The sequence below is a fragment of the Pseudoneobacillus rhizolycopersici genome (genome assembly GCF_054786815.1).
The window spans coordinates 148,306-172,506 of record NZ_JBTOOE010000007.1; the positions used below are offsets into that span (position 1 = coordinate 148,306).

Genomic DNA, 24,201 nt, shown 5'->3' on the forward strand with positions numbered 1-24,201 from the left:
TTGTTCTGTGTATAGTATTATTAGCTCACCTTACTAGAAGTGTTTGCATGATTCATTTCAGTTAACATTTTGGGATGAACAATACATTGAAATGAATCATCCCCTGACAGTTTTTGCATCGTAAAGGAAACTAAAGCCTTGGTAACATTTATCGTTTCCTTCTCTGTGCGAATTTCTAATTGATCGGGTTTAAAGGCGATGACTATCTGATGGTCTTGACCAACTACCTTACACGGTATCATTTTTATTTTGTTTTCCCATTTGACCGGAATCTCGCAATCTCCAAAAATATAACTTTCGGGATTCATGATCATTTGTAGTAATTCAATAGGAAATTGTTCTTTAACACTCTCAATCGAAACAATCATAACAGGTGATTTGGTAATCGGGTCATAAAGTTGGTTCCCGCTATCTATTAATCCTTTAAAGGAACAAGCTAAATCATGGATTAACAAATCAACAGTAACGAGCTGATCATATTGGATTTTTGTTATTTCTAAACTCTCAACACCTTTTCTTGAAAAATACCAAACAATCGGAAACCCCAGAATGACAAATAACCAACTGATCGGGTCACCGAATCCCTTCACACTGTCTATTAAAACCTCATCAGTTAACCTTGAATCAAACTTAATAAAATAATGGACCCCTATTAATGTTCCACCTGATAAAAATGTAGCAAGGTATAGAAAAAAAACAGCCTTTATAAAAAAACGAAAACGTTTATAACCAAATGTAATCAACACCATAGCAAATGAAAAACATATTTTTGTTATCGGGTGATTTGCAGAACTGGCCAAAATAGTAAAGTTCAGTAATATAATAGTACTTCCAACTAGACCACCTAACGCTATTCTCCACCAACGAACACTCCGTTTTAACATAATTGCTACCAAGGATAGAAGGAGGCTGTCAAAAAGAAAATTTAGAAACCAAATAACGTCCAAATAAACAGTCAATACATATCCTCCTTATATACTGTCTTTTTAGAATGTTTTGCTAGTTTCTATTATTCGTTACGAAAAAGTATAACCGATTATGTGAGGAGAAGTGTGTCATATTCTGTAAATGAAATGGGGGAAATTTTCACTATTCTTTTCGGATTTTGTCAATTTATCTGTATTCACCATGGAATTTAAAAAAAGGTATGATTCATTTAGAATCATACCTTTAAAAATGTATATTGTAATTACCTTCTTCTATTACGATTTCTTAGGAAAGTAGGGATATCTAATGTGTCCTCTTGCTGAGCTGGGCTAGGATTACGGTAGGTCTCTTGTGGAACTTCCTCGCGTTTTGGCTCCCTTTTTACAACATTAATATTGGTTTTAGGCTGTCCAAACCCGGTAGATCGATTAGCTTTTGGAATAATGACCTCTTCATTAAAGCCTGTAGCAATAACTGTTACAATAATTTCATCTTTTAGATTCTCATTAATGACAGAACCAAAAATCATATTGACTTCCTGGTCTGAAGCAGATGCAACAATATCAGCAGCCTCCTGAACTTCATACAAGCTTAAATTGGTTCCACCTGTAATATTCATAAGTACTCCTTGAGCACCATCTAAAGAGGTTTCTAATAAAGGTGAAGAAATGGCTTTTTTGGCTGCCTCTGCAGCACGGTTTTCACCGGAAGCAATTCCAATCCCCATAAGAGCAGAGCCCTTATTAGCCATAATTGTTTTAACATCAGCAAAGTCTAGGTTGATTAATCCTGGTGTTGCGATCAAGTCGGAAATCCCTTGAACCCCTTGACGTAATACATTATCAGCTTCACGGAATGCCTCAAGCATAGGTGTACTTTTATCGACTATCTCTAGCAAACGATCATTTGGGATTACAATTAAAGTATCAACTGCTTCTTTTAAAGAAGCTATCCCTCCTGCCGCCTGGCCAGACCTCTTTTTCCCTTCAAATGAGAACGGACGTGTGACAACTCCTACAGTGAGAGCACCTAAATCTCGGGCAATTTGAGCAATAACAGGGGCTGCACCTGTTCCAGTACCGCCGCCCATACCTGCTGTTACGAATACCATATCCGCTCCACGAAGTGCTTCTTCGATTTGCTCTTTGCTTTCTTCAGCTGCCTTTTTTCCAACCTCTGGATTGGCACCTGCGCCAAGCCCTCTGGTAAGCTTACCACCAATTTGCATTTTTACTTCAGCCTTTGATAAGTTTAAAGCCTGAGCATCTGTGTTAACCGCAATAAAGTCAACACCTTGTACTCCGTGTTCAATCATGCGATTTACTGCATTATTACCGCCACCACCGACGCCAATTACTTTTATTGTAGCAAGTTGATCTATATTTGTATCAAAATCCAACATGACAAATCCTCCTAACTGGTCCTTATTCCCCGACAATATTACTCAAAAAAGTAACCAAGGAATTTTTTAACTTTTGATGTCATTTTTTCTTCTGGATGTTTTTCTGGCTTCGCTTTAGGTTGCGGTTGTTTTACGACACGCTTCTCCTTTGTTTGAGGTACCTTTGCTGCAGATTCATGCTCACGAACTGGTAATCTAGTATTCTTATATGCATAATTAATTAACCCAACTGCTGTTGTATACTGAGGTTCTCTAAATCCGATATAATCAGGTGAAGCAATACGCACAGGATATTGGAAAATATCCTTAGCTAGTTCCAGGACACCTTGCATATTCGCTACCCCACCAGTCAGAACAAAGCCAGCTGGCAAATCACGAACTCCCATTTTTCTTAATTCATTTTGAACAAGCTCAAAAATTTCTTCCATTCTAGCCTCAATAATATCCGATAAATAAAGCTGGTCAAACTGCTTATATTGATCACTGCCTATAACCGGTACACTAAAAACAACATCCTCAGAAGCATCATCATAGAAAGCATGTCCATAATCAATCTTAATTTTTTCAGCATTTTCAGTTGAAGTTCGAAGCCCAATAGAGATGTCCTTAGTAATATGCTCTCCTCCAACAGGTATGACAGAAGTTTCTTCTAAATAACCATCCTTAAATACAGCTACAGTTGTTGAGCCTCCACCAATATCAATTAAGGCTACCCCTAGTTCTTTCTCATCTCTTGAAAGTACCAATTCACCTGCTGCCATAGGTTGAAGGACAATATCTAAAATATCAAGGCCAGCTCTTTCGACACAACGACAAGTATTTTGTAATATCGTTTTAGAACCGGTAATGATAATACCTTCCATTTCTAGTCTGACCCCTAGCATCTTCCGAGGATCTTTAATTTCATCACGACCATCAACAATAAACTGTTTTGGAATTAGGTTGATAATTTCTCGATCCGGTGGAATTGACCCTTCTGCTGATTCCATGACACGTTCAACATCTTCTTCGGTAATTTCTTTGTTTTCTCTTGAAATCACTACTATTCCGTGGCAATCTTGGAGTCCAACATGGTTTCCTGTAATACCAACTACCACTTGATTAATTTCTAATCCTATCATTCGCTCAGCTTGTTCAATTGCATTTTTTATAGAATGAACGGTCTCATCAATATCAACGATAGAACCTTTTCTTAAGCCTTCAGATTTAACATTTCCTACGCCAATGATATTTAAAGAGTCATTGACGATTTCCCCAATGATTACTTTCACACTGGATGTACCGATGTCAAGACTTACGTATATTTCATTGCTGTTCATTCTTTGGCACCTCCCTAATCGCTATTCCATCATCCGAACAACAATCGAATTTTTTTCAATTTCTTACAGCTTTATTCTTTAGTAAAATATTCGGCATTCGTAGGGATTTCCCTTTTCAAAAACTCATTTTTTTTAAATTTTTTCTTGTTTATTTGACCATTTTGTCAGCAAAATTCTTCGAATAACAGCAATGTTTTGGAAAAGCCTTACACCAAACGCAAAAACCGCTGCTAAATATAAGTCTACACCAAGATGAACACCTAGAAAAGCCAAACTTGCTGCAAGAATAATATTAAAGAAAAATCCAGACACAAATACCTTCTCATCGTAAATATTTTGTAGATGTGCCCGAATTCCTCCAAATAATGTGTCTAGAGCTGCCAATACGGCAATTGACAAATAATTGGAATACTCTTCGGGTATCCGAATCTCTGTTAATAGGCCAAGAAATATCCCAATAACTAAACCCATAAATGGAAGCCACATAATTTTAACTTCCCCCTTTATCTGCCTGGATTGGTTCCATGTATCGAACATTGATTTTGTCAGAGTAGGCAGGTACAGTTACCTCAGGAATTGGTTTTGAAACCGTCACCCTTAGATTATCAATAAAGAAATCCTCCACTGAATTAGAGACTTTCATCCGATTTGATAATTTTTCAGCGGAACTCATACTGTCTGTAACAATCACTATGTCGAACGGCAATTTTTTAATAGGTTGTCCATTAATTGTTGTTTCGTTATTGATATCACGAATAACAGTTGTATTAATAATTCGGTTTCCATCAATCGATATATGTAATGCTTCATACATATTCAGTTCGTTTAAAAGTCTTTGTAATACCTCAGGTGAAACGCTAGCAACTGGTTGTCCTAAAACAATTTCAGCAAAATCCGGTTGAACCGTAAGAATAATCCCAGGACCGGTAATCGCCGTAAGCCCCGCTCCTTCCTCTAATTCACTCAGGGTTTCCCTTAAGACTTGCTCTTTTCCATGTTTTCTTTCCGTTTCATACATGGAAAGTTTCTCTTCATTGGATTGAATTTCTTTTATTAATTTTGATTGTAATTCTTTTTCTTTTAATAAATCTTCTCGAAGCTGCCATTCATCTCTTGTATCGCGAACAACCGGTTCTTGAACTGACTGGAATTGGATTGCAATCATAAATCCAATTACCAAAGCGATAATAGTGAAGCCCCCATTTTTTTTTATGCTCACACTATCAACTTCCTTTTTCCAATTAAACTAATTCCCTAATAACGGATCAATGATAATTTCATTACTTGTTGCTAATGACACAACTACATTGTCACTTAAAAGTTGATCTGTTACTCCACCCGAAAGATTAAGAGCAGCAGTTAAGACCTCAGGGTCCCCTATCGCTGAGATCACAAAAGGGGCTGGATGTTGGTAGCCATCAATTGTAATAACAGGCCCATTACAATGAATATAGGAATTATGGGAAAGACGTTGACCATTTATACTGATAACAGATGCCCCAGAAATATATAATTCATTAATCACCTTAAAAACATGTGACTCATGGACGATATAATTATTGGCATTTTCCTCCGTTGGGTTATAATCACCATCAGCAAGGGTAACTTCGACACCTTTTCCCTTTACTTTCACTTTGCCTATGAACATCCGGTATTTCTCAATATCATCGGCTAGATCAAAATAAACTTGAGCCTCTTTTGATAGCTCTTTTTCAATTTGAGAAACCTTTTCTTGTTTTTTGGTTAATTCTTTTTGTAACTCACGGTTTCTTTCTTGCACATTGATTATTTGGTTACGAAGACTTAAATTACGTTCCCATTGCTTGCTTGTTTGTGGTGCCCGTTCATTCATTTTATCCGTTAAATGATACGAAAAAGCAATCATGTATCCTAGAACGAGGAACACTAATGCCAAGATGACATGATTACCTTTCACTTTCATCTTGATTTTCCTCCTCTTCTGCTTCATAAGCTTTAAAATATGAACCTACTTCCATATCAATAATCCCTTTAATTTTTGAGTCCAGTTGACTGATAATCGCAGGATAATGCCGCATTTTCCCTGAAAATGTACGCAATGTTGCAGTGATTTCAAATCCCTCGTTTGTAAATAAGGTAATATGGTATGAATCTGTGTCTTTCGGCGTATGATGGATTTCCGAAATGGAATTAACAACCTCTGGAGGTAATTCACTTAAGCTACGGATCATTTCTTCTAAAACTTTTCCTTCAGAAAAATTTTTTAAGACTGGAGCATCAAATGGCAAATTAGCTAATTTCCCGTTCTTAACCAGTTTCCCATTTTCTAAAATCGGATAAAAGGAAGTTTCCTTCATCATATAAGCTACACGTCTGAATTCCTCTATTTTTATCTGGACCTTATTTGGAAAAATAATGGTGACTGTTACATTTTTTATTTCGGGTAGTTCTTTTATGCTATCGACAACATGATCCTTCTTGAGTTTCCAAATATTCGTATTTAGACTAATACCCGAGTGACGGGATATTTGCTCTGACGAGTAATGATTATTTCCTATTACGGTAATTTGTTTCACTTTACTAAGAGGAGATTGAAAATAAGCCACGCAGGCAATCAAGGAAAAAAATAACACCAACAATAAAATCAAGCGTCGATTTGCTTTTTTTCTTCGTTGTTGTTTTAGCATAGGAACACGATCTTCTAGCGAAACTATTTTTCCCCTTCCCATTCATTTTCACCCCTAGAAACTTATAATCGAAACAACGGCACGAACAAGTTCATGCCGTTACAAATTATTATTATATCACAATATTTGTAAATCAAAAGGGGATATTCTCCTGTTAGCCAATGATTATTTAAAGGTTTTTCAACAATTACCTTTTTCCAATTATTTCAACTTCTGTTTCCATTTCGATTTGGTATAGATCAAATATCGTTTTTTTAACATGTTGAATTAAATCTAATACATCCTGGGCTTTCCCATTTCCAGCATTAACAATAAAATTTCCGTGCATTTCAGAAATTTTAGCTCCACCAATGGAGTACCCCTTTAGTCCTGCCGATTCAATCAATTTGCCTGCATAATGAGGTAATGGATTGCGGAAAATACTTCCCGCACATGGAAAGTTATATGGTTGGGTTTTTTTCCGGTAATCTTTATTCTTTTGCATTTCATCAACAATTTTAGCACGGTCACCTTCAGTTAATTGAAAAACTGCCTCTAAAACAATACCTGGTCGTTTCTTCTGTAAACATGATGTTCGGTAAGAAAACTCCATCTCCTGATTGGATAACCAGCTAATCGTCCCATCCTCAAACAAAACTCTTGCTTTTTCTAATATTTTCGAAATATCTGAACCATGAGCACCTGCATTCATATAGACAGCTCCGCCAACCGAGCCTGGAATTCCACTGGCAAATTCAAGACCAGAATAACCTTTCTTACTAATAATGGTCGATAAGCTTACCAAGGAATGTCCTCCACCAACAGTAATAGACTGGCCATTTATCGTCAAATGATCTAATCCAGCACCAAGCTTAATAACAATACCTTCCATTCCTAAATCCGAAACAAGAAGGTTTGAACCCCTCCCAATTGCTCGCCAAGGTGTTTTGTATTTTATAATAAGTTCCATCAATTTTTCAATATTTTCAATGGAAGATGGTTCGATAAATATATCAACTGGTCCCCCGATTTTCATTGTCGTATGATTGGCCAATAGTTCATTTTCTTTAACCTTACCAAGATTTAATTCTCTCATTTCGGTTAACAAGCTGTTCATTTGTAACCTCCCTTTCTGTTCCAAAAAGCCTTATATGTATTTTATGCAAACGAATGTTTTTTGGGCTACTCTTTTGAATTATAAATAAAAATACCCTGTAAATAAACAGGGTAAAATATGTTAGTATCTAGAATATCTGCTGATGTTGAGTAGAACACCTATTGCCATTAGCATCAAGGTAAGAGATGAACCACCATAACTAAGGAATGGTAAAGTTATTCCCGTAACAGGCATTAGCCCTGTAACTACCCCAATATTAATCATCACCTGTATAGCTACCATTGCAATAATTCCAACAGCTAAAAAACTGCCAAAAAGGTCAGGCGCACCAAGAGCGATCCGTATCCCTCGCCATAACAATAAGCTAAAAAGTAATAAAATAAATGAACCTCCAATAAATCCAAGTTCCTCTGCTAAAATGGCAAAAATAAAGTCAGTCTGTGGTTCGGGTAGATAAAAAAACTTTTGCCTACTTTGACCGAGACCTAACCCAAATAATCCCCCTGGACCAATCGCATATAACGACTGAATGATTTGGAACCCACTTCCCAGAGGATCTTGCCAAGGGTCAAGAAAAGAAGTAATCCGTTTTATCCGGTATGGTGCGGATAGCACCAATCCAATAAAGCCAGCCACTCCTAATAAAGCAAAGATGGCGAAATGCCATATTCTTGCTCCTGCTACTAGAATCATAACGACGCATGTCCCAACCATAACAGTTCCGGTCCCTAGATCCGGTTGTACCATTATTAACCCGAAGGCAAGAAAAACTAAACCAAGGGAAGGGATGAGCCCCTTTTTGAAAGAAGTAACTAATTTTTGGTTTTCCGATAAAAATTTCGCCAAAAAGGCAATCATCGCAAGTTTCATAAATTCAGATGGCTGGATTGAAAAGGCTCCTACACCTATCCAGCTCCTTGAGCCATTCCGTACATTACCTATACCAGGTATAAGAACGACTATCAAGAGGACAAAACAAACGATTAAAATAATTTTTGCCCAAGTTCGCCAAGTTAAATAATTGATATTCATGATAAAAAACATCGCAATAATTCCTACCCCGGCAAAAAGCATTTGCCTTTTAGCAAAGAAAAATGAATCATTGAACTTATAATCTGCCCAAATTGCACTGGCACTATAGACCATGATTAAGCCTATTGCAAGAAGCATAAAGGTAACAATAATTAAAATTAAATCTGGAGTTGTTTTTTTGGTCACAATTTAATACACCTCGACTGCACAATTTAGGGCAAAGTCAGGCTCACATATTTTTTTTATATGTAGACAAGCCCTTACTAAAGCTTATGCACGGCATTTATAAAAATGTCACCACGAACCTCAAAAGTTTTATATTGATCCCAACTAGCACATGCGGGAGATAAGAGGATTACATCGTCTACTTCAGAAAGTTCAAATGCCACAGGCACTGCCTTTTCCACATTATCGACACGAATAATTGATTTTATTCCTGCTTCTCTTCCAACCCTTTCAAGCTTTTCGGCAGTTTGACCAAATGTAACTAATGCTTTTACATTTTTTAAAGTAGGTATAAGGGAATCAAATTCATTACCACGGTCCAGTCCGCCAGCTAATAAAATTACAGGCTCTTTAAACGCAGCTAATGCATTTTGTGTTGCTAAAATATTCGTAGCTTTTGAGTCATTATAAAACTTTCGCCCATGTTTCTCTCCGATATATTGCAAGCGGTGTTTTACTCCAGTAAACGTCGATAAGACGTCTTGAATCGCATGATTTTCAACCCCTATTAATTTTGCAACAGCAATGGCTGAAAGGATATTTTCAAGGTTATGATCTCCTGGTAGAACAATATTTTCTCTTTCTATAATTGGTTCACTATTAAAATAAATCCAGCCATCCTTTATCGATGATCCAAACTCCAGAAACCGTTTGGTTGAAAACGGTATAATTGTTGCTTGAGAGAGTCTGGCGATATTCATAACTTCTTCCTGTTCAAAATTGACAACAAAATAGTCATTTTCAGTTTGATTTTTAGTAATATTAGCTTTTGCCACAAAATATTCTTGCCTTGTTCCGTGATAATCTAAATGAGCGTTGTATAGGTTGGTTAAGACAGCCAAACGAGGTTTAAAGTCTGTAATCCCCATTAATTGAAAGGATGATAATTCAATCACAATTTGATTGTCTTTGTCAGCTGTTTGTGCAACATCTGACGCGACCGTTCCAATATTTCCAGCAATTAGCGGGTTTTTCTGACCACTTTTTAACATTTCATAGATTAAAGTTGTTGTTGTTGTTTTTCCATTTGTTCCAGTTATCCCTATAAACGGTGCATCTGAAATCTCGTAAGCTAACTGCACTTCAGTAATGACTGGGATTCCCCTTTCGATAGCCATTACGATCATTGGATTATGATATGGAATTCCTGGATTTTTCACAATTAACTCAAAACCTTCATCAAGTAAATCAACCGGATGATCACCACAAATGACAGTAATTCCTTGTTCAAGTAACCCTTGAGCTTCCGGGTTCTCTGATAAAGGTTTCATATCGTTAACCGTAACAAAAGCACCAAGCTTATGTAATAGGGAAGCGGCGCTTACGCCACTTTTCGCCAAGCCAAGCACTAATATTTTTTTATGCTGATATTTTGTTAGCTGTTTCAATTATAACCACACCTCTATATAGATTCCGAGAATCGCACATAGTAATCCGACCGCCCAAAAGGTCACAACGACCCGCCATTCCGACCAACCAATTAGTTCATAATGATGGTGAATTGGGCTCATCCGGAAAATACGCTTTCCAGTTGTTTTAAAGGAAATAACTTGAAGAATGACAGATAAGGTTTCCATTACAAAAACAAAACCAATTACAATAAGCAAAATTTCAAGTTTTAAAAGGATTGCCACCGAGGCGATAGCTCCGCCTAGTGCAAGAGATCCCGTATCCCCCATAAAAACCTTTGCTGGATGAGCATTAAAAACCAAAAATCCTAAAACAGCTCCTACCACTGCCACCGAAAATATGGCAACCTCAAATTGCGATAGACTCCAAGCTAGTACGGCTAAAGCCCCAAATGCGATAGCAGATGTTCCTGAAACAAGCCCGTCTAGCCCATCCGTTAAATTAACAGCATTCGAAAAACCTACTAACCAAAATAAAACAAAGAAAAAATAAAACCAGCTAAGATCAAATGATAAGTCCGTTAAGGGGATCGTAACTTCAGTCGATAACTCATTTTGGATATATATAAAATAAAAAATAGCGGAAACAATAATTTGCCCTAACAACTTTTGCTTAGATGTTAGCCCAAGATTTCTTTTCATAACTACCTTAATAAAATCATCTAAAAAGCCAAGTAAACCAAAACCAAAAGTAACAATCAATAATAAATATGTTTTCGCAGTAGGTTCAGCAAATTTACCTGTCATCACAAAAGTCGTTATGATAATAGATAAGAGAATCATTACTCCGCCCATTGTCGGCGTCCCAGTTTTCTTTTGATGACTCTTTGGTCCTTCTTCTCTTATACTTTGCCCGAATTTTAACCTCCGTAAAAAAGGGATAAAAATTGGCGAAATTAAAACTGTTATAAGGAAACCTAATAGAATTGTGAAAAAAATAACTTGTTCCAACATTTTTATCCCCTCCCCTCCTCTTTCGGGACGAATGTTAATAATTGTTTATCATATGACGATAACTCGTCATTCAGAAGTTTTTCTTGAATAATTAGGAAATTGGTTCTATCGATCATTTCTATTTTTTCTCCATTTATTAATTGTGAATAGGTGCGGATGATTGACTCAAACGCATCCTTTAAATCATTTGTATAAAAGACGGGAAACTGACTTGGAATATAAGAAGGGACTGGAATACCCTCATCCCATACACATGCAATTGCCCCATTTTGAATGGCTGTCATTAAATCACCAGAATCGATAAATAACGGTACAAATAACCCCCGTTCTTGCTTTAAGCTGGCATCTGTAGAGATTGTATTAAAAACAAATTCATCTTTAACTCCTTTAACTTTAGGAAACAAATTCGCTAAGTCATGATACGTTAAAAACATTTTATCTCTCCTCAATCGCCTCTTTTGCCACCAGACGGTCATCAAAATCATAAACATCCGTACCGATGATTTGGTAGGTTTCATGCCCTTTTCCGGCAATCAAAACTACATCACCGGGTTTCGCCTGTTTGATGGCAAAATTAATCGCTTCCCGTCGGTCAACGATGGTTTTATAGGATTTTCCTTTAACTCCTTCTTCCATATCAGACAAAATTGAAAGCGGATCTTCGCTCCTTGGATTATCAGATGTAAATACCGGGTAAGTGGCATATTGACAGGCAATTCTAGCCATAATCGGTCGCTTCGTTTTATCGCGGTCTCCACCGCAACCTACAACCACATAAACATTGTTTTTAGTAAGTTGATTAATTGTCTTCAATACGTTCTCCAATGCTTCAGGTGTATGCGCATAATCAACAATGACCGTATAATCCTGGTCAGCTTTGACTAATTCAAATCTGCCAGCTACACCCTCAACATTTTCTAATGAGGTGATAATGTTAAAAATCGGTATTTTAGAAACAAATGCTGCAGCAATACTAGCTAACGCATTATAGACATTAAATTTACCTGCCAATTGCAATTTTACAGGATAGACTTGACCCGCCAGTAAAAGATTAAATTTAGTGCCACTTGGCGTAAGGGTAATATTTTGTGCTCGAAAATCAGCTTCCTTATCAATACCATAAGAAACAACATGAGCAGCGGTTATTTTTTTATAATCATTAAACGTAGATTCATCTGCATTTAAAACAGCGAACTTTGGTTTATTGAACTTAAAGCTATTCCCTAATTGTGAAAACAACAGCCCCTTAGCCTGTGTATATTCCTGCATCGTTTTGTGATAGTCCAAATGATCTTGACTAATATTCGTAAAGATGGCGACGTCAAAATCTGTACCATGAACTCGCCCTAAATCTAAAGCGTGAGAGGAAACTTCCATTATAGCTGTCGTTACACCTTTGTCAAGCATCGACCGAAATGTCTTTTGCAAGGCTAAACTTTCTGGTGTCGTATTTTTTGAAGGTTCGATTTCCTCGCCAATTTTTGTGTACATCGTTCCAATTAATCCAGTCATTTGTTGGTTGTCTGAAAGGATTTTTTCAATTAAATGACTAGTTGTAGTTTTTCCGTTAGTTCCTGTTATTCCAATAACATGAAGTTGCTGACTAGGCTGCCCATAAAAGGCATCAGCAAGAAGGGCCATCGCTCTAGTAGTATCCTTAACTATAATAACTGGAACCTCTAGGTTAAGTTCTCTTTCCGAAATAACTGCAACAGCCCCGTTCAATACGGCTGAACCTGCAAAATGATGACCGTCAACTGTATAGCCTTTAATGCAAATGAATAAACTTCCTGCTTTAACGTTTCGATTATCATTTTCAATAGAAGCTATTTCTACATCAGGTCCTGTATAAGGCGTTAATAATTGTAAGCTTTCTAGTAGTTGTTGTAATTTCAAAACAAATCAAATCCTCTCAATATAAACAGAAAACTTATGAAGCAAGATATAACTGTGTATTATATTACATGAAAATCTTTAAAATCTCCATTAGTCATATAAAAAATGGACGGCAGCTCCTTTGCCGCCGCCCCAACCATCTTATTTTTTATCAAAATATAGGCGAATAGTCGAACCTTCCTTTAGTTTTGTACCCGGCTCCGGAGACTGTTTGACAACGATATTTCCTTCACCGCTTGCGTCAATTTTCAGGTCAATTAATTGCTCTTGAATTTCTTTTTTTGACAAGCCCATTAAATCTGGCACCTCAATAACAGGCTTATCCTCCCAGGTCATTTTTTTCGGGATTTGATTTTTTCTTGGTTTCACATTCATAGCATGAAGACTATCTTCCATTATTGCTCCAACAATTGGGGCCGAAACTACTCCTCCGAATTGAACTGTACCCTTCGGATTATCGACTCCAACATAGACAACAATTTGTGGGTCATCTGCTGGGGCGAAACCGATAAACGACACGATATGATTATTTTCGAGATATCTACCATTTTGGGCTTTTTGTGCCGTTCCGGTCTTTCCTCCTACACGATAAGAATCGACAAATGCTCTTCCCCCAGTTCCTTGGGCTACTACACTTTCTAGGGCATGACGAATCTCTTTCGAGGTTGCTTCAGAAATCACACGTCGTTTAGGAACTGGTGAATTTTTCATTACAATTTCTTTAGTAATCGGGTCAACAAGTTCTTTTGCAATATATGGTGTATATAAAGTACCACCATTCACAGCTGCTGCAACAGCAGAAACCTGTTGAATAGGGGTTACAGAAACCCCTTGTCCAAAGGCTGTTGTAGCCAGTTCTACCGGGCCAACATTGGCCATCTTGAACATAATTCCTGTTCCTTCCCCTTGTAAATCGATACCGGTCTTCTGACCGAAGCCAAAATCTTTAATGTATTTAAATAACGTATCTTTTCCTAAACGCTGACCTAGTTCAACAAATCCCGGGTTACAGGAATTTTGGACTACCTCTAAAAAGCTTTGAGAGCCATGTCCACCTTTTTTCCAACAGCGTAAAGTAGCTCCTTCAACCTTGGCATACCCTGGGTCATGAAAATGCTCCTTTTGCAAATCTACCTTTCCTTCTTCGAGCGCTGCAGCAAGAGTAATAATTTTAAAGGTTGATCCAGGTTCATACGTACTCCAAACAGGAAGATTACGGTTATAAACTTCCTGTGGAACATTTCTAAAATTCGCAGGATCAAAATCAGGACGACTAGACATTGCAAGGATTTCACCTGTATTAGGATCCATTGCTATTGCGATGATTCCATCAGGGTTATACTTTGCCTGTGCAATATCAAGTTCTCGTTCGACAATGGTTTGAACCTTTGTATCTATGGTTAATTTTAAATCTAACCCATCTACTGGCGGCTCATAATCATCTGCCATATTTTTCATTCTAGCCCCTTTGGCATCTGCATAAAACTGAACAGACCCCTTCTTCCCCTGTAATGCCTTATCGTAATAAAGTTCAAGTCCCATTAGACCTTGATTATCAATTCCCGCAAAACCTAATACATGAGAAAGATAGCTGCCATATGGATAATGTCTCTTCGAATCTTCCCCAATATAAACACCTTCAAGTCCTAGGGACCGAATTTCTTTTGCTTTTTCATGCGAAATTTTTCGTCCTTCTTTTAACCTTACACTGGATGTTTTTTTGGTAATTTGCTTAAAGACATTTTCTTTAGAAGCTTTTAAGGTAGCTGCTAATTTTTCTGCTGTCTCAGCTGGATTCTTCACCTGTCTAGGTACAACATAAATGGTTGGTGCACTAATATTAGTTGCTAAAGCAACACCGTTTCGATCAACGATTTGTCCCCTCTCAGGCTCAAAATGAATATTACGACTCCAAGAATCTCTTGCTCGGTCTGTTAACATATCTCCTAATACAAATTGTACATAACCTAAGCGAACATCAATAATAAAAAAGATTAATATTCCAATGAATAAGGCGACAGCTAATCGCTTTCTAACAGTCACATTTGAAACTCTCATATTTTAACCGACGCTCCTCCTTTTACTCGTCCTTTTATACGATTCGTCGTTTCAAATATATGCTTGTACTTTTTTAATTAGAACGAGCATGGAGGAGTATCGGTCAATCCTTAACTTCAATTTCTAAAGGATCTTCTTCCTTAATTTGATTTTGTCCTTTTTCGAACTGTTCCAACGGTGTTTCAAAATTCAATATTAAGTATTCACCAGTTTTAATCGTAGAACCTGGTGCTATATTTTGCTTTACAACAAAACCATTTCCAATTGGATTAAGCTTTAATCCAGCAAGATTAGCAACTTTTATGGCATCCCTTAATGACCAACCTGATAAATCTGGAAAATATTGTTCTCCATCTGTTTTAATAATTATTTTTTCACCCTCTAAAACTGTCTGGCTTGGTTTTGGTAACTGACCAATGATTTTTGATCCTTTACCTATTAATGCAACTTCCAGACCAAGAGATTCTAGTATTTTTTTAGCGTTTTTTGGCGTTTCACTACTCACATCAGGCAAAACAACTGTAGTAGCTTTTTTTGTTTTTGTCGGCTCAATATTCATATATTGCAAGCTATTTTTCATCACAGAATTAAAAACCATTGAAACAGGGATGGATCCTTTAAAGTAACTATCCAGTTCTGGTTGTTGGACAGCAACATACACCACTAATTTAGGATCATCCTTTGGAGCCATTCCAAGGAATGAGAAAATATAATTCTGCGGTCCAGTTAAATACTTACCATTCGGTCCAGGGATTTCAGCCGTACCTGTTTTACCTGCAACACTATACCCATCAATTTGATATCGGTTACCTGTTCCCTTAGGAGAAGTTACAACCGTTTCAAGAATATCCCGTACCTGCTTGGCTGTCGCCGCAGAAATTGGTTCACTTACAACTTCAGGTTTCTTTTCTAGGATGACTTTATTTTTATCACGATCTACTACTTTCTTAATGACATGTGGCTTCATCATTTTTCCATCATTGGCAACGGCTGTAGCCGCCTGTATTTGTTGGATAGGTGTAAGCGTAGACCCTTGACCAAATGATGTGGTAATTTTTTCAAGTGGATAGTTATATAGAATCGTTCCAGTTGTTTCTTGCGGCAAATCAATTCCTGTTTGCTGTCCAAAACCAAATTTCATTAGATATTCATGAAATTTTTCAAATCCAAGTTTCTTTTCAGCCAAATTTGCAAAAGCTACGTTGGATGATCGTTGAACTCCTTCTAAATATGTGATACTCCCCCATCCTGACCAGTTATGGTCACGAATCCGGTCAGGTCCAACTTTGTAAGAACCTGATTCATACCATTCATTTGGATCAAATTTATTTTCCTCAATGGCGGCGGCAAGAGTAAAGATTTTCATTGTAGATCCAGGCTCAAATGAAGTTTCTATTGCCTCATTGTGCCAGCTTTTATCAATTCCATCTCTTGTTTTAGGATGAAAGGATGGTCTCTGTCCCATCGCTAAAATTTCTCCTGTTTTGGGATCCGCAACAATCGCAATCATTTTTTTAGGCTTATATTCCTTATCAACTTTATTAAGAGCGTCTTCTACAAAGGTTTGAATTTTTTTATCAATTGTTAAATAGACATCCTTACCATTATCTGCAGGGTCAATATTTTCTTTTCCACTTGGAAGCGCGATTCCCCAAATATCACTCTCATATTTAATTTTGCCGTTACTTCCGGAAAGTTGTTCATCAAGACTTTGCTCGATTCCTAGAGTTCCAACTTTTTTTACTTTACCTTTCTCATCTTCTTTTTCTTCAACGAATCCAACTAAATGAGAAGCAAATATTCCATTAGGATAAAATCGTTTTGAATCCCGAGTAAAAATAACGCCAGGTAACTTCAGCTTTTCTATTGCCTTTTTTGTTTGATGCGAAATATCCTTTCCAGCTTTTCCGAATTCAACTTGAAAGGGACCTTTCTCTGTTTTCTTAGTCAAAATTCGATATATCTCCGCTTCCGGTAAATCAATAAACTCCGCGAGAGCTCTTGCCGTTTTTTCCGGGTCAACTACATGGCGCGGCTTTTTCGGATCATTTGTTACTTTATCACTTAATATCGCAACTAGCGTATAAGCTGCAGCATCTTCAGCAATGACCTCTCCATTTTTATCAAAAATGGAACCTCTATTGGCTTCAATGACTCGTTCCCGGATATATTTTTTCTCCGCGAATTCGGCAATTACCTGCCCTGATGCTTCCCCTGTAATTTGAATAAAGGCAAAACGAGACAATAAGACAAAAAAGAGCAGGCCGAATCCAACAAACAATAGGGCTGCTCCGAAATTCATATTTCGTTGTTTTTTAATCATTTTTCCCGCACAACCTTAACATTATTATCCTTTAATTTCATGCCTCTTTCACTAGCTTTGCTCATTATCCGTTCGTAATTACTTAATTCCTTCTTTTCTATCATTAAATCTTTATTTACTTTTTTCTGCTCTTGGATTGCGGTTTCCATAGAAGTAATATCCTTATTCATTTCGTATATGGATGCTTGGGCAGAAATTAAATGTACTGCCCCAAAACATACCATTGTACCAAATAGCAATCCTAACACTTTTTCTCCCGGAGTTACTCTAAAGAATTTCTCTTTTGGTTGGTTTAATGGCTGCCTCTTTTTTTGTGGTTGTCCCTTAGTTTCTTGTTGATATTTTCTTGCCAAATTACTCATGAGTTCCCCTCCCGAAAGTTGTGTTTTTATCTTTTTTCGGCGATGCGCAGCTTTGCCGATCGTGCACGATTATTATGCTCTAATTCCTCATCCGAAGGAAGTATTGGTTTTCTGGTAATAAGCTTTAATACCGGTTCATATTCTTGTGGAATAAACGGCAGCCCTGGTGGTAATTCCGGTCCTTCACTATTCTTCTTAAAAGCCACTTTGCAAATCCGATCTTCAAGAGAATGAAAGGTAATCACACTAATTCTTCCGCTAGGATTAAGTATCTCAATAGCTTGATGGAGAGATTTTTCAAATACGGCTAATTCATCATTTACCGCTATTCTGATGGCTTGAAATACACGTTTGGCAGGATGTCCGCCTTTCCTTCTTGCTGGAGCAGGGATTCCGTCTTTAATCAGTTCAACTAATTCACTTGTTGTCTGAATTGGTTTTATTGCTCTAGCTGCTTCTATTTTGCGAGCAATTTGTTTTGAAAATTTCTCTTCACCATATTGAAAAAAGATCCTTACTAAGTCTTCATATGACCAGTGGTTGACGACATGGTAAGCAGAAATATCCGACTCTTGGTCCATTCGCATATCAAGGGGGGCATCATGGTGGTAACTGAACCCACGTTCAGGTGTATCTAATTGAGGTGAAGATACTCCCAAATCATAAAGAACTCCATCAACCTTTTGAAGACCGATTTCAGCAAGTTTCTCTTTTAGGTGGAGAAAGTTACTTTTAATAAATGTTACCTGCCCTTTGTATTTAGCTAGTTTTTCTGATGCATGGTCAATGGCTATCTGATCTTGGTCAAATGCAATTAGCCTACCATCCTCTGACAACTGAGATAATATTAGCTCACTGTGACCTGCTCCACCGAGAGTACAATCCACATAAGTTCCATCCGGTTTAATATTTAAACCGTCGACTGTTTCTTTCAAAAGTACTGTTGTATGATCAAACATGTAAAAATAACTCCTTTTTCGAATTGAAAAATTATTATATGAGTATAATTATATATCAAACCCAATCATATTTTCTGCAATTTCCGCAAAAGATTCACTCGACTCATTAAAATAGTCTTCCCAAATCTCCTTGCTCCATATTTCAATTCGATTGGAAACCCCTAAAATAACACATTCTTTTTCTAATTTTGCATATTGAAGAAGTGGTGTTGGAATATTGATTCTTCCTTGTTTGTCGATTTCGCTTTCTGTTGCTCCAGAGAAGAAAAATCGTGTGAATGCCCGGGCATCTTTTTTTGTTAGTGGTAAGGCCTTAAGCTTTTGCTCAATTTCATTCCACTCGCTTATGGGATATCCAAACAAACATTGATCTAAACCGCGTGTAAGTACAAAATACTCTCCAAGACTATCGCGAAATTTAGCAGGGACAATAAGTCGTCCTTTACTATCAATGTTATGATGATGTTCACCCATAAACATACCCAGTTCACCCACTTTCTAACTAAAATGTACCACAATCCCCCACTTTCCTCCACTCTTTTTTAAGTAATTCGCCCTTTAAGGTAAGAATCCCTTCAAACTTCGATAACTTTTCTAGAAAAATACTAAAAATTGCTACTATTAGCCTAATATCCAAAAATAAAAACCCCAATCCTTCTACTGGATTGGGGGAAAGTTACACTTTTTCCTATAGTTTTATTACCTTATGTTTACCATCAAATTCAAGTGGCAGCTCTAATAAATTCTTTATTATCGTAAACCCATATTTATTTAAAAAATAAAATACATTCCATGTTCGTTCTTGAGGTCCACCATTTGGGCGCAGCGAATTTTCAATTCGATTAAATTTCTGAAAGGTGTTTGAATGCTTTTGCTGTATGGATTGATCAATTTTCACCTGCATAAAATCAATTTGTTCCAACAACTTTGCTTCATTCTTTAACAACAAAGGCAGTAACCCCTTATCTAATCCAGCAAGTTTTTGTTCGATAACCTTATATTGCTCAGATACATGTTCCTTCATATTTAAAAATTGTTCTGTAATCTCGGCATCCTTCACCGAAGAGAAAAAGCTTTCAACTGCAGATGATGTTCCAGACCGTAGCACTTCCTCAATCGTTAATCCAAGGTCAAAAATATCACTTTCAACCGCTCTTTCAAGAAAGCTAATATTTAATCTAGGAACAATTGGAGGCATTTTCATCTCAAATAGTTCAAATACCTTTTTTAATTCGCCCCAATAAGCGATTTCCCCTGGGCCCGCAATAAAGGCAAGGGTCGGAAATAGCAGTTCCTGCATAAGCGGTCGTGTAACGACATTATTACTTAACCGCTCAGGGAAATCATTAGAAATTGTAGTTAGTTCGTCCAAGCTGAAAGAAACGTTATTTTTTTTACTCATAAATAAATTGGTATCTTCATTAAACTCTAACAATAGTCGCTCGTTATATTTCTCTTCATAATAAAAAAGATTGGCAGAGTTCTTCGCTGATTCAATTGTTAATGAAAATCCGTTAGATAAAATCTCTTCTTGTTGCCTAAATAAAGCAATTGAAATTTCTCTATGATAATTTATAAAATCAAGAAAGTAGGCTTTTTCTATTTTTCTTAAATCAGGGTTGGCTGAATCAACAAGCAGAATTCCTTTGTCCTTAAACAACTCCATAATTATGTAAGCAAAGAAATCAACAAAGTCTTTAGATTGGGAAATAGCCTTTTGAACGAAATGTTGGATCTCATGAGTATATTCAGCCTCACCAAGAACTTCCAGTATTTCTTCCATCCATGTCTGACATAATTCCTCATTTAATTCTATATCTGAAACCATTTTCTTATTTGCAATTTTATCTGGATACACTTTTTTAGCAAGTTTTTGCCCATGCGGAAGGTAGACATGATTGACCTCTTGATAATCATGGTCCTCACCAGCAATCCAAAAAACAGGTATAACAGGTACATTTAATATTTTTTCTTTTTCCTCAGCAAGTTTAATAATCGAAATGACCTTATGTATGCTATATAAAGGACCTGTTAAAATCCCTGCTTGCTGACCGCCAATTACCACTACGCTATCGGGATTTTTTAATTTTGAAAGAGATTCCGACACCTTTGCAGATGTTGGATACCGATTCATAAACTGCTCAATGTGATTTGCTAAAAGTTCTCTAGGGAATACTCTATCCTTAAGTTCAGCTAACCGCTTTTTATCACTAGTTAAATCTCCATATCGGTAATGAAAAAAAGTCATTATTTCAGGATTTTGCTGTAGGTATCCTGATGCAAATTGATTTGTTGTTGGTAACGAGAGATTTAAAATCTCCATTCATTTACGCCCTTTCTAAGTAACACTATTTTCTAAATATGAGTATAACACTGTCGCTAAAAACATAAAAAATTTTTGCTTACGATAAGTAACCATTCACCCTATGTATGATTCCATATATTAGCAATGATAAATAAGCAATGACAAAAATAAGAAAACAAAAACGCCAGAAACCCTTAAAAACGCGTGTGAAAATAATTTCACCTTTTACCTTCCAGTTTATTATCGCGAATATAATAGCACAAAAAAGCATAATGATTATGATTACCCATAGAAATGAACGTTCCCAGATCGTTACAATTAAAAAATGAACCGCTAAAATAAAAAATATCGTACTATAATCGATGGCCAATTGAACTGACCTACGATGATGCTTTGTCATTACCTTGCTAACAATAAATAAAACAAAATACACAAACATAGGAACAGTAATGAATGTAGCTAAAAATGACGAAAAAATATCAACCATCATTTGATCTCCCTATTTCACTCCCCTTAATTAAATCAAACAGCATTTGACAGATGGGAGCCTTTTTCTCTTTCTTTTCAGCTTCTTCTAAAATATATCCAATGATTGCCTCGATTTCTGTTTGTCTATTTTGTTCAATATCCTTAAGCATTGACGAACGATTTTTCGCTGTCTTATGACACACATCAAGTACCTGTTGGAAATACGATTCACGATTTTCTAATTCCAAAACCTCAGCCACTTCTCTAAAAATACCTTTAGCAGCTTCAAGATAATACATATTTTCAATAATTTGACCGTTAGTTATACGGAGCAGTGCGGTTAATGGATTTATGATTGCGTTAATGATTAGTTTTCTAACTAGCATACTATAAAAATCTTCCTCAAGTACAATTGGAAAATTAGAAATCGAAAAGATTGTAGAGGGTAGTGTTTCCTCCCCTTTATATAAAGATATTTTCGTTAGCCCGATGCCGTTGTGGGAAACGGAAAAATTATTCTTTTTAAACACACCGTGTTCAACCGTACTAACATAGACTGAAGTCGAATCAAGATTCTCTAGTAGTTTTAGATGTCCCATACCGTTTTGAAGAAATATTAGCTTGGTATTGCGGGAATTTTTATTCAAGGTATCATTTATAAATTGTTCCAAATGATATTGTTTAACCGCTATAAATGTAAGTTCTTCCATCCCTTGCCAATAATCAACACACTTCGAATTTACCCATTTTCTATGAGTTATCCCATTTGTCATTATATGGATGCCATTGTCTAAAATTGCTTGTGTTTGTTGTTCTGTTCTTGTATATAAGGTCACATCGTACTTGTCGCTTAAATAATAGGCAAAAAGGAGACCAATTGATCCACCACCAATAATTGCTACCTTCAAATGTTAACCCTTCTTTCTCTCCCGATTTATCTATATATTACCAAAGATAGAGGAGGCTTGTACAAAAAATTATCAACAAAAAAGGATCCCAAAATAGGAATCCTCCATTAATTATACAGGATAAACTGGATGCTTTCTGTCACTAAAAAACATTTCTTTCGTTTCGTATAGATTCAACCGTTGTACAAGTACGTCTCGCAACTCGGATGGAGCAACTATTTCATCGACAATTAATTCTGACGCTAATTTGTATATGTCAATATGCTCTTTATACTCTTGATGTTTTTCTTGAACAAATGCAAATCTTTCCTTAGGATCTGTTATTTCATTTATTTTATTAGAATAAACAGCATTAACAGCAGCTTCTGGTCCCATGACAGCAATCTGTGCTGTTGGTAATGCGATACAACAATCCGGCTCAAAAGCTGGACCAGCCATTGCATATAGACCAGCCCCGTAAGCTTTTCTAACAATAACCGAAATTTTCGGTACAGTTGCCGAGCTCATCGCCGCAATTAATTTGGCCCCGTGACGAATAATCCCCGCACGTTCTACCTTAGTTCCAATCATAAAACCTGGCACATCAGCAAGGAAAATTAATGGAATATGAAAGGCATTACATAGAGTAATGAATTTGGCTGCTTTATCAGCTGAGTCAACGAATAATACTCCACCCTTTACCTTTGGCTGGTTGGCGATAATTCCAACAACTCTACCATCTACTCGAGCAAATCCCGTGATAATTTCAGGTGCAAAAAGTTTTTTTATTTCAAAAAAACTGCCTTCGTCAATTAATTGGTCAATACACTCGTACATATCAAACGGGGCGTTTTGATTCTCCGGAATGATTTCCTCTAATGTTCGCCCTTGTTTTGGCAACACACCATCCAATTTAACTGGCTTATTTTTAAAATTAGCTGGAAAATAGCTCAAATATTTTCTCGCAGATTCAATGGCATCCTCTTCACTTAAGGCCAACTGGTCACCACAGCCACTAATAGTGCAATGCATTCTTGCACCACCCATTTCCTCAAGGGTAACCTTTTCGCCAATAACCTTTTCCGCCATACGCGGTGAACCTAAATACATGGATGCGTTTTTATCAACCATAATGACAATATCACAAAATGCAGGTATGTAAGCTCCACCCGCAGCAGATGGTCCAAAAAGCAAGCAAACTTGAGGTACCATACCTGATAATTTCACTTGATTATAAAAAATTTTACCAGCTCCACGGCGATTCGGGAACATATCAAGTTGGTCGGTAATCCTCGCACCGGCCGAATCAACTAGGTAAAGCAGTGGTACTTTCAATTTTTCAGCAACTTCTTGAATTCGGATGATTTTTTCAACTGTTCGAGCACCCCATGAACCTGCTTTAACAGTCGAATCATTGGCCATTACACAAACTGTTTGGCCATTCACCTTTCCAATAGCAGTAACAACCCCATCAGCTGGCAGGTCACCTGCAGTATAATTAGCAAACTTGCCATCTTCTTCATATGCCCCATTATCAAACAGCAATGCTAATCGGTCGCGAACGAACAATTTATTCTGTTCCTTTTGTTTTTCGTGATATTTTAGATGGCCGCCTGCTTCTATTTCTTTTCGTTTTTGAAACAAGCTATCATTTAAAGTTTGGATTGTCATATTTCTCCTCCCAAAGTTTTGTATCTTATTCGATGACTACTAAAACGTCACCTTCATTAACAAAATCACCGATATTAACCTTTACCTCAACAACTTTACCTGCAAAAGAGCTGTCAACCGGAATTTCCATTTTCATTGATTCCAAAACTAGAACTTGATCTCCTACAGCCACTTCCTCACCTGTAGAAACTAAAATATTAAATACAGTGCCAGCCATTGATGCAGTAATTTCTTTCATTATT

General features: G+C 36.8%; 23 protein-coding genes. All 23 read right to left on the reverse strand.

What is annotated here, in order from left to right; translation table 11 throughout:
• Nucleotides 1–20: 20 nt before the first annotated feature.
• Nucleotides 21–959, reverse strand: a complete 939-nt coding sequence (gene spoIIGA, locus ACX9YW_RS09970; protein ID WP_460345659.1) for a sigma-E processing peptidase SpoIIGA — start codon at nucleotides 957–959, stop codon at nucleotides 21–23.
• A gap of 230 nt (nucleotides 960–1,189) precedes the next feature.
• Entirely contained in the window at nucleotides 1,190–2,329 is a 1,140-nt protein-coding gene (ftsZ, locus tag ACX9YW_RS09975; protein WP_460345664.1) for a cell division protein FtsZ, read from the reverse strand.
• Nucleotides 2,330–2,367: 38 nt separating this feature from the next.
• Nucleotides 2,368–3,648, reverse strand: coding sequence for a cell division protein FtsA (ftsA, locus tag ACX9YW_RS09980; protein WP_460345667.1), 1,281 nt, complete (start codon nucleotides 3,646–3,648; stop codon nucleotides 2,368–2,370).
• Between the two features lie 132 nt (nucleotides 3,649–3,780).
• The gene (locus ACX9YW_RS09985; protein WP_460345670.1) at nucleotides 3,781–4,134 is read right to left on the reverse strand and encodes a small basic family protein; all 354 of its coding nucleotides are present in this window, start codon (nucleotides 4,132–4,134) and stop codon (nucleotides 3,781–3,783) included.
• Nucleotides 4,135–4,138: 4 nt separating this feature from the next.
• A complete protein-coding gene (locus ACX9YW_RS09990; protein WP_460345673.1) occupies nucleotides 4,139–4,867 on the reverse strand; it encodes a DUF881 domain-containing protein in 729 nt (242 codons plus the stop codon).
• Nucleotides 4,868–4,894: 27 nt separating this feature from the next.
• Complete coding sequence (locus ACX9YW_RS09995) at nucleotides 4,895–5,590, reverse strand: DUF881 domain-containing protein (protein WP_460345676.1); 696 nt, start codon at nucleotides 5,588–5,590, stop codon at nucleotides 4,895–4,897.
• On the reverse strand, nucleotides 5,574–6,356 hold the full coding sequence (locus ACX9YW_RS10000; protein ID WP_460345679.1) for a cell division protein FtsQ/DivIB: 783 nt from the start codon (nucleotides 6,354–6,356) through the stop codon (nucleotides 5,574–5,576). Before ACX9YW_RS10000 ends, ACX9YW_RS09995 begins: the two co-directional genes overlap by 17 nt.
• 145 nt (nucleotides 6,357–6,501) lie before the next feature.
• Nucleotides 6,502–7,410, reverse strand: a complete 909-nt coding sequence (gene murB / locus ACX9YW_RS10005) for a UDP-N-acetylmuramate dehydrogenase (RefSeq protein WP_460345682.1) — start codon at nucleotides 7,408–7,410, stop codon at nucleotides 6,502–6,504.
• Nucleotides 7,411–7,530: 120 nt separating this feature from the next.
• Entirely contained in the window at nucleotides 7,531–8,631 is a 1,101-nt protein-coding gene (spoVE, locus tag ACX9YW_RS10010) for a stage V sporulation protein E (protein WP_460345903.1), read from the reverse strand.
• Between the two features lie 74 nt (nucleotides 8,632–8,705).
• Nucleotides 8,706–10,055, reverse strand: coding sequence for a UDP-N-acetylmuramoyl-L-alanine--D-glutamate ligase (gene murD / locus ACX9YW_RS10015; protein WP_460345685.1), 1,350 nt, complete (start codon nucleotides 10,053–10,055; stop codon nucleotides 8,706–8,708).
• A complete protein-coding gene (gene mraY / locus ACX9YW_RS10020; RefSeq protein WP_460345688.1) occupies nucleotides 10,056–11,030 on the reverse strand; it encodes a phospho-N-acetylmuramoyl-pentapeptide-transferase in 975 nt (324 codons plus the stop codon).
• A 2-nt stretch (nucleotides 11,031–11,032) separates the two neighbouring features.
• Nucleotides 11,033–11,464: a hypothetical protein gene (locus ACX9YW_RS10025; RefSeq protein WP_460345691.1), complete on the reverse strand. Its 432-nt coding sequence runs from the start codon at nucleotides 11,462–11,464 to the stop codon at nucleotides 11,033–11,035.
• A gap of 1 nt (nucleotide 11,465) precedes the next feature.
• On the reverse strand, nucleotides 11,466–12,926 hold the full coding sequence (locus tag ACX9YW_RS10030) for a UDP-N-acetylmuramoyl-L-alanyl-D-glutamate--2,6-diaminopimelate ligase (protein ID WP_460345694.1): 1,461 nt from the start codon (nucleotides 12,924–12,926) through the stop codon (nucleotides 11,466–11,468).
• A 141-nt stretch (nucleotides 12,927–13,067) separates the two neighbouring features.
• Nucleotides 13,068–14,984, reverse strand: a complete 1,917-nt coding sequence (locus ACX9YW_RS10035) for a stage V sporulation protein D (RefSeq protein ID WP_460345697.1) — start codon at nucleotides 14,982–14,984, stop codon at nucleotides 13,068–13,070.
• A gap of 103 nt (nucleotides 14,985–15,087) precedes the next feature.
• The gene (locus ACX9YW_RS10040) at nucleotides 15,088–17,307 is read right to left on the reverse strand and encodes a penicillin-binding transpeptidase domain-containing protein (protein ID WP_460345700.1); all 2,220 of its coding nucleotides are present in this window, start codon (nucleotides 17,305–17,307) and stop codon (nucleotides 15,088–15,090) included.
• Complete coding sequence (ftsL, locus tag ACX9YW_RS10045; protein ID WP_460345703.1) at nucleotides 17,304–17,669, reverse strand: cell division protein FtsL; 366 nt, start codon at nucleotides 17,667–17,669, stop codon at nucleotides 17,304–17,306. The genes ACX9YW_RS10040 and ftsL overlap by 4 nt, the downstream gene beginning before the upstream one ends.
• 26 nt (nucleotides 17,670–17,695) lie before the next feature.
• A complete protein-coding gene (gene rsmH / locus ACX9YW_RS10050) occupies nucleotides 17,696–18,628 on the reverse strand; it encodes a 16S rRNA (cytosine(1402)-N(4))-methyltransferase RsmH (protein ID WP_460345706.1) in 933 nt (310 codons plus the stop codon).
• Between the two features lie 48 nt (nucleotides 18,629–18,676).
• Nucleotides 18,677–19,108 carry a division/cell wall cluster transcriptional repressor MraZ gene (gene mraZ, locus ACX9YW_RS10055; RefSeq protein ID WP_460345709.1) on the reverse strand — a complete coding sequence of 144 codons (432 nt, stop codon included), beginning with the start codon at nucleotides 19,106–19,108 and terminating at the stop codon, nucleotides 18,677–18,679.
• Nucleotides 19,109–19,316: 208 nt separating this feature from the next.
• The gene (gene bshC / locus ACX9YW_RS10060) at nucleotides 19,317–20,951 is read right to left on the reverse strand and encodes a bacillithiol biosynthesis cysteine-adding enzyme BshC (protein ID WP_460345712.1); all 1,635 of its coding nucleotides are present in this window, start codon (nucleotides 20,949–20,951) and stop codon (nucleotides 19,317–19,319) included.
• Nucleotides 20,952–21,030: 79 nt separating this feature from the next.
• Nucleotides 21,031–21,423 carry a DUF3397 domain-containing protein gene (locus ACX9YW_RS10065; RefSeq protein WP_460345715.1) on the reverse strand — a complete coding sequence of 131 codons (393 nt, stop codon included), beginning with the start codon at nucleotides 21,421–21,423 and terminating at the stop codon, nucleotides 21,031–21,033.
• Nucleotides 21,413–22,309: a 2-dehydropantoate 2-reductase gene (locus tag ACX9YW_RS10070; RefSeq protein WP_460345718.1), complete on the reverse strand. Its 897-nt coding sequence runs from the start codon at nucleotides 22,307–22,309 to the stop codon at nucleotides 21,413–21,415. Before ACX9YW_RS10070 ends, ACX9YW_RS10065 begins: the two co-directional genes overlap by 11 nt.
• 111 nt (nucleotides 22,310–22,420) lie before the next feature.
• Nucleotides 22,421–23,959, reverse strand: a complete 1,539-nt coding sequence (locus ACX9YW_RS10075) for an acyl-CoA carboxylase subunit beta (protein ID WP_460345721.1) — start codon at nucleotides 23,957–23,959, stop codon at nucleotides 22,421–22,423.
• Between the two features lie 25 nt (nucleotides 23,960–23,984).
• Nucleotides 23,985–24,197 carry a biotin/lipoyl-binding carrier protein gene (locus ACX9YW_RS10080; protein ID WP_460345724.1) on the reverse strand — a complete coding sequence of 71 codons (213 nt, stop codon included), beginning with the start codon at nucleotides 24,195–24,197 and terminating at the stop codon, nucleotides 23,985–23,987.
• Nucleotides 24,198–24,201 lie beyond the last annotated feature (4 nt).